Source organism: Streptomyces sp. NPDC058375, from assembly GCF_042723425.1.
GTDB lineage: Bacteria > Actinomycetota > Actinomycetes > Streptomycetales > Streptomycetaceae > Streptomyces > Streptomyces durocortorensis.
On record NZ_JBHXJG010000263.1, the window covers coordinates 1 to 9,784 of the forward strand.

Here is a 9,784-nt window from a genome sequence, read left to right on the forward strand (position 1 = left end):
GCCGGGGAGCCGTCCGGGCGGTTCACCGCCGCCGGCCGTGGTGCCGCCGGAGCCGCAGGAGCGCTGTCTCTCCTGGTCGGACGGCTCGCCCCGGCACCGGGTCCGTCTCCCGCGGCTGGGGAGACGGACCGCCGGGCGCCGAACGACCGCCGCCCCACCCGCCCCCCACTCTGCTCTTCGCTCCCCGCACCACACCATCGATCCAGGAGAAACACCATGAACACCCTCCTCTTCCGCCGCGCAGCCGTCGCCGTGTCCGCAGCAGCCGTGCTGCCGCTGGCGCTGACCGCCTGCTCCTCGGACGACTCCTCCAAGGACTCCGCGGCGGGCTCGACGCCCAGCGCGTCCAGCCCGGCGAGTCCCTCGGCCGACGAATCGGCGACCATGGACGAGCCGTTCGGCCCGGCCTGCTCGTCGGTACCGAAGGAAGGCGCGGGCTCGTTCGACGGCATGGCGAAGGACCCGGTCGCCACGGCCGCCTCGAACAACGAGGAGCTGTCGACGCTGGTGGCCGCAGTGAAGCAGGCCGGCCTGGTCGACACGCTCAACAACGCCGAGAACATCACGGTGTTCGCCCCGACCAACGACGCCTTCGCGAAGATCCCGAAGGCCGACCTGGACGCGCTGCTGGCGGACAAGGCCGAGCTCACCAAGGTCCTCACCTACCACGTGGTGGGCGAGAAGCTGACGCCGCAGCAGCTGGAGAAGGGCTCCTTCGACACGCTGGAGAAGAGCAAGCTGACGACGGCCGGCTCGGGCATGGAGTACACCGTGAACGACTCCTCCAAGGTCGTCTGCGGCAACGTCCCGACCGCCAACGCGACGGTCTACATCGTCGACACGGTCCTGATGCCCCCGAAGTAGCCCCCACGGGTCCCCCATCGACGAGGGGCGGGAAGCCACGTACGCCGCGGCTCCCCGCCCCTCGTCGTGCGCGGGCTCAGGAATCCCGCTCAGGAATCTCGCTCAGAAGTCCCCTTGAGAACATCGCCCGAAATGTTCACATAAGCGCCAGATAAGCGCACTATGGGGGTGAGGGTGCCTGCCGCATCCATCCGCACGGCGGCGGGGCCCGAAGGACCGAAGGAGACGAAATCTCATGAGCAACGTCTCACACGCGAGGAGTGACATATCGGGCCACCCCGATGCCTCCGAGATGCGTGCGCGCTACGACCGCGTAATGGGCGGTCGTGATGTGGCGCTGGTGGACGCGCCGGTGTTCCTCGTCGGCCTCTACTGTGCCGTTTCCCCGTGGGTGCTCCACTTCACGGCAAACCAGCCGGCCCTGGTCACGCACAACCTGGTGATGGGTATCGCCATCGCGGTACTGGCCCTCGGCTTCACGGCGATGCCCGAGCGCATGTACGGCCTCAGCTGGGCGATCTGCGCCATGGGTGCGTGGATCATCGTGTCGACCTGGATCGTGGGCAACAGCCCGGACATCGGGATCGTGATCAACAACATCATCGTCGGCGGGCTGACGATACTGCTGGGCATGGTCTGCGCGGGAGCAGCGGCCAAGACCCGCAGCACGACGTAACCCCACCACGACCGGAACAGCCCCGCTTCGGCAGCCCGGCGTCTCAGCCCCTCCGGCGCTTGAGGAGCGGGGCCCGGGGCGGAGCCCCACCCAACCCAGCCCCTCCGGCGCTAGAGGAGCGGGGCCCAGGGCGGAGCCCCGGTTTCGGGAAGGGGCGGGTAGGGGACAAGCCCGCCGCAGGCGTCCCACCCCCGCAGCCCGGTCACCCGACCGAGCTGTACGCCACAACCCCCCGCAACACCGCATCCACCGCCTTACGCGCATTCTTCGCCACACTGGAAGCCCCAGCACCAGCACCGGCCCCCGCACCGGCCTCCACATCCCGAGGAGCCGCCGCAGCCACCTGCCCCAGCACATCGATCACCTGCTTGCACCACCGCACGAAGTCCCCCGCCGGCATCTCCGCCTCGCGCAGCACCTCGTCCAGCGTGCGCCCGGAGGCCCACATGTAGACCGCCCAGGCGAAGCCGAGATCGGGCTCGCGCTGCCCGACCCCCTCCGTCTGGTTGATCTTGAAGTCCTCCTCCAGCGCATCCAGCCGCCCCCAGATCCGCACCATCTCGCCCATGGCGACCTTCGCGGGCCCGGACGGCACCTTCGGCGCCACCGCGTCATCGGCCTGCCGCGCCTCGTACACCAACGCGGAGACGCACGCGGCCAGCTCGGCAGGGTTGAGCCCCTCCCACACACCTTCCCGCAGGCATTCACTGGCGAGCAGGTCCAGCTCCCCGTACAGCCGGGCCAGCCGCCGCCCGTTCGCGGTGACCTCGTTGCCCCGGAGGTAGTCCAGCTCGGTGAGGAGCGCGACGATCCGGTCGAAGGTCCGGGCGATCGTGTTCGTCCGCCCCTCGATCCGCTTCTCCAGCTGCCGCGTGTCCCGCTGCAGCCGGTGGTAGCGCTCGGCCCACCGCGCGTGGTCCTCCCGCTCGTCGCACCCGTGGCACGGGTGGGCGCGCAGCTCGGTCCGCAGGCGGGCGATCTCGCGGTCGTCGGCGGCCGGCGCACGCCCCTTGCGGTGCCGGTCGGGCACGATGTGCCCGGCCTTGGACCGCAGCGCGGAGGCCAGATCACGCCGGGACTGCGGCGAGCGCGGGTTGAACGACTTCGGGACGCGCATCCGCTCCAGCGCCTCCACCGGCACCGGGAAGTCCATCGAGGCCAGCCGCTTGACCTGCCGCTCGGCGGTCAGCACCAGCGGCCGCGGCCCGTCGTGGTGGTCGAAGCCGCGGTGCCCGTTGGCCCGCCCGGCGGGCAGCCCAGGGTCCAGCACCAGCGCGAGCCCCGCGAACTTCCCCGTCGGTACGTGGATGACATCGCCGGGCTTCAGCTTCTCCAGGGACGAGGCCGCCGCCGCCCGCCGCTGCGCCGCACCCTGCTTGGCCAGCTCCGTCTCCCGGTCCTTGAGGTCGCGCCGCAGACGCGCGTACTCCTCGAAGTCCCCGAGGTGGCAGGTCATGCCCTCCTTGTAGCCCTCCAGGCCCTCCTCGTTGCGCTGGACCTGCCGCGAGATCCCGACCACCGACTTGTCGGCCTGGAACTGGGCGAACGAGGTCTCCAGCAGCTCCCGCGACCTGTGCCGCCCGAACTGCTGCACCAGGTTGACCGCCATGTTGTACGAGGGGCGGAAGCTGGAGCGCAGCGGATACGTACGCGTCCCCGCGAGGCCGGCCAGGGCCGTCGGGTCCATGCCGCGCTGCCACAGGACCACCGCATGGCCCTCGACGTCGATGCCACGGCGTCCGGCCCGGCCGGTGAGCTGGGTGTACTCGCCGGGGGTGATGTCGGCGTGCTGCTCGCCGTTCCACTTGACGAGCTTCTCCAGCACCACGGAACGCGCGGGCATGTTGATGCCGAGCGCCAGGGTCTCGGTGGCGAAGACGGCCTTCACCAACCCCCGGACGAACAGCTCCTCGACGACCTCCTTGAAGGTCGGGAGCATGCCCGCGTGGTGGGCGGCGATGCCCCGCTCCAGCCCTTCGAGCCACTCGTAGTAGCCGAGGACGTGCAGGTCCTCGCCGGGGATGGACGCGGTCCGCTCCTCGACGATCTCGCGCACCAGTCGGCGCTTGTCCTCGTCGTTGAGCCGGAGTCCGGCGTACAGACACTGCTGCACGGCGGCCTCGCAGCCCGCCCGGCTGAAGATGAACGTGATCGCGGGGAGCAGCCCCTCGTTGTCCAGCCGGTCGATGACCTCGGGCCGGCCGGGCGTCCAGATCCGGCCGCGCTGACGCCGCTCCCGCTCGCGGTCGGCCTCGCGCACCATCTTGCCCCGGCGGCGGTCGCGCGGGTTGTAGGTGCTCTGGCTCTCCTGCCGGGCGAGCCGGACCAGGTCCGGATTGACCTCGCGGCGTCCGGCCCCCCGGCCGCCGTGGTCGGTGGTCTCCTCGAAGAGGTCGTACATCTTGCGGCCGGCCATCACGTGCTGCCAGAGCGGCACCGGTCGGTGCTCGGAGACGATCACTTCGGTGTCGCCGCGCACGGTGTCCAGCCAGTCACCGAACTCCTCCGCGTTGGAGACGGTCGCCGACAGGGAGACCAGCGTCACCGACTCCGGAAGGTGGATGATCACTTCCTCCCACACCGCGCCCCGGAAGCGGTCGGAGAGGTAGTGCACCTCGTCCATGACCACGTAGCCGAGGCCGGACAGCGACTGGGAGCCCGCGTACAGCATGTTCCGCAGGACCTCGGTGGTCATCACGACCACCGGCGCCTCGGAGTTGACGCTGTTGTCGCCGGTCAGCAGACCGACCTTGTCCGCGCCGTACCGCTTGACCAGATCGGCGAACTTCTGGTTGGAGAGCGCCTTGATCGGCGTGGTGTAGAAGCACTTGCGCCCCTGCTCCAGGGCCAGGTGCACGGCGAACTCGCCGACGATCGTCTTGCCCGACCCGGTGGGGGCCGCGACCAGCACCCCCTTGCCCGCCTCAAGGGCCTGGCACGCCTCGATCTGGAACGGGTCCAGTCCGAACTCGTACATCTCCCGGAAGGGCCCGAGGGCCGTCGCCATCTCGGCCGCACGGGCGCGGGATGCCTGGTATCGCTCAGCTGGTGAGAGGTCCTCTGTCATCTTGGCTACGAGCCTACCCGTCACCTCTGACAGTCAGCCCGATCTTTAAATCCCCTTGGGCTTCCACCCGCCCGGCCCCGGTCAGCGCCCGGTGAGCACCCGTACGGCCCCCGGTACACAGGTGGCGGTGAGCGGCAGCGGCCCCAACGGTTCGCCGTCCGCGTACGCCGTGATCCCGGCCGCCGCCAGCTCGATCGAGGAGACCCGGTGCACGGTGACGGCGGGGTGGCTCAGATGCGTGCCCTTGTAGACCTTCGGGAACACCTTGAGCAGCTCGGTGCGGGTGCACTCGCCGACCACGGTCACGTCGAAGAGCCCGTCGTCCATCTCGGCGTCGGCGCAGATCCGCATGCCACCGCCGTACGTGGACCCGTTGCCTACGGCGATGAGCGTCGCCTCGATCTCGCGGACCTCTCCCCCGTCGAGCCGGGTCCGGTACGGGATCGGCTTGAAGGCGGCCAGTTCGGCGAGGATCGCGAGGTCGTACTTGAACCGGCCGCCGACGAAGCGCATCCGGTTGCCCCGGTCGTTGACCCGGGAGTCGAAGCCGGAGGCGAGGACGGAGCCGAACCAGCGCTCCCCGACCCGTCCGAGGTCGATGTCGCGGTGGCTGCCGTCCTTGAGCACCCGCGCGGCCAGCCGTCCGGCGGCGGCCGGGTCGCGGATCGGCAGATCCAGCGCGCGGGCGAAGTCGTTGCCGGTGCCGACGGCGATCACCCCGAGGGGGGTGCCGGTCCCGGCGACGGCCTGGAGGGCGAGGGACATGAGCCCGTCCCCGCCCACGGCTATCAGCGCCCCGGTCCCCGCGGCGACCGCCTCGCGGGCCCGGCGCAGGGCGTCGTCGGCATCCTCGCCCAGCACCGTACGGACGGAGAATCCGGCGTCCCGCAACGCGGAAGCGGCCGGCTGCGCGGCGTGCGCGCCCCGGCCGCGTCCCGCGGTGGGATTGACGAAGAGGGTGATCTCGCTGGTCACCCGCCGGACCCTACAAGGTCAGGTGATGTCGTCGTAACCGTTCAGCCGGTGCGATCCGGGCCCGTCCGCCTCACCGGAAGCCTGCCCCGGAAGCGCGGGGCGGGAGGAGGGAACGTTCTCCACGCTGCCGACGGGCTCGGGCGTCAGATCGAGATCCGACGCCTCGTCGTCGCTCAGCTCGGCATCGGGGTTGTTGCGGTTGCGCCGCTTGTCGTTCAGCAGGGAGAAGCCGACGGAGATGAAGTAGAGCACCGCGAGCGGCCCGGCGAGGAGCAGCATGGAGATGGGCTCGCCGCCGGGGGTCGCGATGGCCGCGAAGGCGGTGAGGCCGACGATCATGCCGCGCCACCAGCGCAGCATACGGACGCCCGTGAGAACCCCGGTCATGTTGAGGGCGATGAGCAGCAGCGGCAGCTCGAAGGCGAGACCGAAGACGATCACCATGCGGGTGATCAGGTCGAGGAAGTCGTCGAGCGGCAGGAGGTTCGTGACGTTGTCCGGCGTGAAGCCGAGCATGATCTCGGCCGTCTGCGGCAGGATCGTGTACGCGAGGTAGGCACCGGCGGTGAACAGCGGAACCCCTGCGGCCACGAAACCCAGGGAGTACCGCTTCTCCTTCTGGTGCAGGCCGGGAGCGACGAAGGCCCAGAGCTGGTACAGCCAGACAGGCGTGGCGAGGAGAACGCCCGCCATGAGGGAGACCTTCAGCGCGATGGTGAACGGCGAGAGCAGACCGTTGGTTGTCATCTCCGCGCACGGGCGGCCGTTGACCATCGTCTGGACGCCGTTCTTGCAGCCGACCGAGTCGAGGATCGGCTTCATCAGGAACTCGAAGATCTCCTTGTGGAAGAAGGCGGCTCCGATGACGGCGATCAGGATCGCCAGCACGGCCTTCAGCAGCCGGTTACGCAGCTCACGCAGGTGATCGAGGAGAGGCATCCGCCCCTCGTCGTCCTTCTCCTGCTTGCGGGCAGACTTGAGCAACCCACTTCCCTCGTCTCGTGCGGCTGTCGGCGGAGCGCGTCGGCGGTCAGCTCTGGGTGGTGGGCTTGGCCTCGTTGACCGGGCGGGAGCTGGTGACGTCTCCCGGCGCGGCCTGGATGGTGCGCGCGGTGGTGGACTGCGGGGGGACCGTGTCGTCGGCGACGGTCTCCGTGGTGGGCGTCGCGGTCGTCGCGTCGTCCTTCTTCATGGCCTTGGCCTCGCTCTTGAGGATGCGGGCCGACTTACCGAGCGAGCGCGCCATGTCGGGAAGCTTCTTGGCACCGAAGAGCAGCAGGATGACAGCGATGATCAGAACGATCTCGAGGGGCTTCAGATTGCCGATCATGTGCGACTTCCTTCTCACTGAGGCGGCTGGTGGGTGGGCTCGCTACCCGTTCGACCGGGCATACGTCCGATCGTTGCGCTTGGCAGCGATCGTAACCCGCAGGGGTAAACGCGAGGCAATGCCCGTGCGTACTCCGGCTTGCGGCCCGCACCTCCCTGCCTGGGCCGACCCCTGCAGCGTACCCCCCGGTGCCGGCGAACATCAGGCCCCGGGCCCGTTATCGCAGGCCGTCGCCGGTGGCCGCGAGGCGGGTGGCGGCCCGTTCGAGGTCCTCCGACGCCCGGTTGATGCGCTCGGTGGTGTCGGTGACCTGTCGGCCGAGCCGCTGGGCCTCGACGAAGACCTTGATGCCGAGCACACCGAGCACGGCGATGCCCAGGAATCCGAGGGCGATGGCGAGCATGGGCCAGAACATTCGGCGGTCCCTCTTCCTACGGGCTTCCTACGGGGCTTCCGACGGGTGCTACAGGGCGGTGTGCAGGCGCAGGGTGCGTACGCCGCCGCCGGTGAGCAGTTCGATGATGCGCTCCCCCGCGGGCTTACGGACCGAGGCGCCGCACTCGGGGCAGGTGAAGGTGTAGAAGGTGGTGCGGCTGGTGGCGCCGATGGCCAGGCGCAGGGCCGCGGCGGCCAGCTCGAAGCGCCCGCGGCAGTCGGGGCAGGCGGCCCGGAAGCGTACGGCGGCGGCCACCGGCACCGGGACGGGTCCGGTGCCGGGCGGGGGCGCCGGGCGTATCCCGGTGGCGGGCAGAGCCTCCGGGCGGACCCCGGTGGCGGCCGGGAACAGGGGCGTCCGGTTCATCGTCGTCTCCCTTCCCCCGGGTCTCAGAGTGCGTCCTCGTAGGCGGCGAGCGCCTCGCAGGCGGCCTCGCGGGCGCTGTCCGCGAGCTCCGGCGGGGTGACGATGCGTCCGTCGCCGCCGAGGCGCAGGGCGAGCCGGCGCAGCGAGGCCGGGTCCGGGGTGCGCAGGGTGATGCGCAGGCCGCCGTCGGGGAGTTCTTCCGCACTGTCGTGCGGGTAGTACTCGGCGACCCAGCGGCCGCCGGTGCCGACCTCGATCACGACCTCCGGGTCCTCGGCGGCGGGTTGGACCAGCCCGGCGGACAGGTCGCGCAGCTCCAGCTCGGGCGGGGCGGCGGGGGCGTCGAGGAGGCGGATCTCGGCGACCCGGTCCAGCCGGAAGGTCCGGCGGGCCTCGGAGAGCCGGCACCAGCCCTCCATGTAGGTGTGGCCGACGGCGAAGAGCCGGATCGGGTCGACCTCGCGCTCGGTGAGTTCGTCGCGGGCGGGCGAGTAGTAGCGCAGCCAGAGCCGGCGGCGCTCGGAGATGGCCCGGTCGACGTCGGCGAAGACGCCGCCCTCGGCCTCGAAGGTCACCGAGAGCCGGGAGCTGGCCGCGCCGGACTCGCCTGCGGCCGTCTCCAGCTTGGCGGTGGCGCGGACGAGGGCGTCCCGGTCGCTCTCGCGCAGGCCGGGCAGGGTGGCGACGGCGCGGGCGGCGACGAGCAGCGCGGTGGCCTCGTCGGCGGCGAGCCGGAGCGGCTCGGCGACGTCGTCCGGGTTGTGCCACCAGATGCGGTCGCCGTCGGTGTCGATGTCGAGGAGGTCGCCGCCGCGGAAGCTGGTGCCGCACATGGGCAGGACGTCGAGGTCCGAGATCAGCTCGTCCTCGGTGATCCCGAAGGCCCGTGCCACGTCCTGGACGTGGGCGCCGGGGCGTTCACGCAGATACGTCACCAGGGACAGCATCCGGCGGGTCTGGTCGATCGCGTTCGTGGCCATCGTGTCGGCTCCCCTAGTCCTTGGCCACGGCGCGGAGCCGGTCCACCACATCGGCCCGCAGATCGGCGGGTTCCTCCACGACTACGTCCGGGCCGAACTCGACGAGCCAGGCGTCGAGGCCGTGTCCGTACGGGATCTCCAGCTCGTCCCAGCCGTCGCCGCGGTCCCGTACGGCGGTGGCGCGCGAGCGCAGCGGGTAGCCGGCTCCGGCGCGCAGCCTGATCCGGGCGGTACGGGTCGCGGTCTCGCCGGCCCAGCTCTCGACGGTCTCGCGGACGGTCACCACGTCGGGCACCTCGGCGCTGAAGGCCCCGGCGCGGGAGCGGACCGTGCCGGTGATGCGGGAGAGCCGGAAGACGCGTTCGGCACCCCGCTCGCGGTCCCAGCCCGCCAGATACCAGTGGCCGCGCCAGCATTCGAGGGTCCAGGGTTCGACCTGGCGCTGCTCGGGCCGGGCGGAGTTGGCCTTGCGGTAGTCGAAGGTGACGGGGCGGCGGTCGCGGCAGGCCAGCATGAGGGGTTCGAAGGCGGCCTCGTGGACGGGGATGCGGGGTTCGAGGGCGCTGTGGACCTCGTAGGCGTCCTCGGTCTCGGGCATTCCGGCGGCGCGCAGCTTCTGGAGTGCACCGCTGGCGGCCCCGGCGAGGCGGGCCTGCTGCCAGACCTTGGCGGCGAGGCCGAGGGCGGCGGCCTCCTCGGCGTCCAGGGTGATGGGGGGCAGCCGGTTGCTGTCGCGGCGGGCCAGGTAGCCGGTGTCGCCGTCGAGGTTCTCGACGGTCTCGATGACGAGGCCGAGTTCGCGCAGATCGTCCTTGTCACGCTCGAACATCCGGTTGAAGGAGTCGTCGGAGCCCGCTTCGAGGTACGCCTCGATGGATCCGCGGAGTTCGCGCTTGCTGAGGGGGCGCCGCGTCCCCAGCAGGCACAGCGCGAGGTTCATCAACCGCTCGGCCTTGGCAATCGCCATCGACGCCCTTTCTCCGGTGCTCTACGACGGTCGACCGTACCGCCCCGGGGTGTGGGGATCCAAAGCCGGGCCGTCGTCCGGAGGGCGGGGACGGGCGCTCCGGACAGCCGTGAGGGCCCCCGC

General features: G+C 71.0%; 10 protein-coding genes. 2 read left to right on the forward strand and 8 right to left on the reverse strand.

What is annotated here, in order from left to right; genetic code table 11:
- Positions 1–216: 216 nt before the first annotated feature.
- Both ACFWM7_RS29735 and ACFWM7_RS29740 read left to right on the forward strand, forming a co-directional pair.
- Positions 217–864: a fasciclin domain-containing protein gene (locus ACFWM7_RS29735; protein ID WP_383266348.1), complete on the forward strand. Its 648-nt coding sequence runs from the start codon at positions 217–219 to the stop codon at positions 862–864.
- Between the two features lie 235 nt (positions 865–1,099).
- Positions 1,100–1,540 carry an SPW repeat protein gene (locus ACFWM7_RS29740; protein ID WP_383266351.1) on the forward strand — a complete coding sequence of 147 codons (441 nt, stop codon included), beginning with the start codon at positions 1,100–1,102 and terminating at the stop codon, positions 1,538–1,540.
- 202 nt (positions 1,541–1,742) lie between these two features.
- On the opposite strand, the gene ACFWM7_RS29745 is transcribed toward ACFWM7_RS29740, so the two are convergent.
- The 8 genes from ACFWM7_RS29745 to ACFWM7_RS29780 form a co-directional block, all read right to left on the reverse strand.
- Entirely contained in the window at positions 1,743–4,607 is a 2,865-nt protein-coding gene (locus tag ACFWM7_RS29745) for a DEAD/DEAH box helicase (RefSeq protein WP_383266354.1), read from the reverse strand.
- 81 nt (positions 4,608–4,688) lie between these two features.
- Complete coding sequence (locus tag ACFWM7_RS29750) at positions 4,689–5,582, reverse strand: diacylglycerol kinase (RefSeq protein WP_383266357.1); 894 nt, start codon at positions 5,580–5,582, stop codon at positions 4,689–4,691.
- A gap of 18 nt (positions 5,583–5,600) precedes the next feature.
- The gene (tatC, locus tag ACFWM7_RS29755; protein ID WP_383266359.1) at positions 5,601–6,566 is read right to left on the reverse strand and encodes a twin-arginine translocase subunit TatC; all 966 of its coding nucleotides are present in this window, start codon (positions 6,564–6,566) and stop codon (positions 5,601–5,603) included.
- Between the two features lie 46 nt (positions 6,567–6,612).
- Entirely contained in the window at positions 6,613–6,912 is a 300-nt protein-coding gene (gene tatA / locus ACFWM7_RS29760) for a Sec-independent protein translocase subunit TatA (RefSeq protein WP_383266361.1), read from the reverse strand.
- A gap of 217 nt (positions 6,913–7,129) precedes the next feature.
- A complete protein-coding gene (locus ACFWM7_RS29765) occupies positions 7,130–7,327 on the reverse strand; it encodes a hypothetical protein (RefSeq protein WP_006123367.1) in 198 nt (65 codons plus the stop codon).
- Positions 7,328–7,375: 48 nt separating this feature from the next.
- Positions 7,376–7,714 (reverse strand): hypothetical protein, encoded by a 339-nt coding sequence (locus tag ACFWM7_RS29770; RefSeq protein ID WP_383266363.1) that lies wholly within the window; start codon positions 7,712–7,714, stop codon positions 7,376–7,378.
- A 23-nt stretch (positions 7,715–7,737) separates the two neighbouring features.
- On the reverse strand, positions 7,738–8,694 hold the full coding sequence (locus ACFWM7_RS29775) for a helix-turn-helix transcriptional regulator (protein WP_383266366.1): 957 nt from the start codon (positions 8,692–8,694) through the stop codon (positions 7,738–7,740).
- Positions 8,695–8,707: 13 nt separating this feature from the next.
- A complete protein-coding gene (locus ACFWM7_RS29780; protein WP_383266368.1) occupies positions 8,708–9,661 on the reverse strand; it encodes a helix-turn-helix transcriptional regulator in 954 nt (317 codons plus the stop codon).
- Positions 9,662–9,784: the final 123 nt, after the last annotated feature.

Coding starts and splice junctions, on each gene's coding strand:
- ACFWM7_RS29735 (WP_383266348.1), top strand. CDS start 217: ATGAACACCCTCCTCTTCCGCCGCGCAGCCGTCGCCGTGTCCGCAGCA.
- ACFWM7_RS29740 (WP_383266351.1), top strand. CDS start 1,100: ATGAGCAACGTCTCACACGCGAGGAGTGACATATCGGGCCACCCCGAT.
- ACFWM7_RS29745 (WP_383266354.1), bottom strand. CDS start 4,607: ATGACAGAGGACCTCTCACCAGCTGAGCGATACCAGGCATCCCGCGCC.
- tatA (WP_383266361.1), bottom strand. CDS start 6,912: ATGATCGGCAATCTGAAGCCCCTCGAGATCGTTCTGATCATCGCTGTC.
- ACFWM7_RS29765 (WP_006123367.1), bottom strand. CDS start 7,327: ATGTTCTGGCCCATGCTCGCCATCGCCCTCGGATTCCTGGGCATCGCC.
- ACFWM7_RS29770 (WP_383266363.1), bottom strand. CDS start 7,714: ATGAACCGGACGCCCCTGTTCCCGGCCGCCACCGGGGTCCGCCCGGAG.
- ACFWM7_RS29775 (WP_383266366.1), bottom strand. CDS start 8,694: ATGGCCACGAACGCGATCGACCAGACCCGCCGGATGCTGTCCCTGGTG.
- ACFWM7_RS29780 (WP_383266368.1), bottom strand. CDS start 9,661: ATGGCGATTGCCAAGGCCGAGCGGTTGATGAACCTCGCGCTGTGCCTG.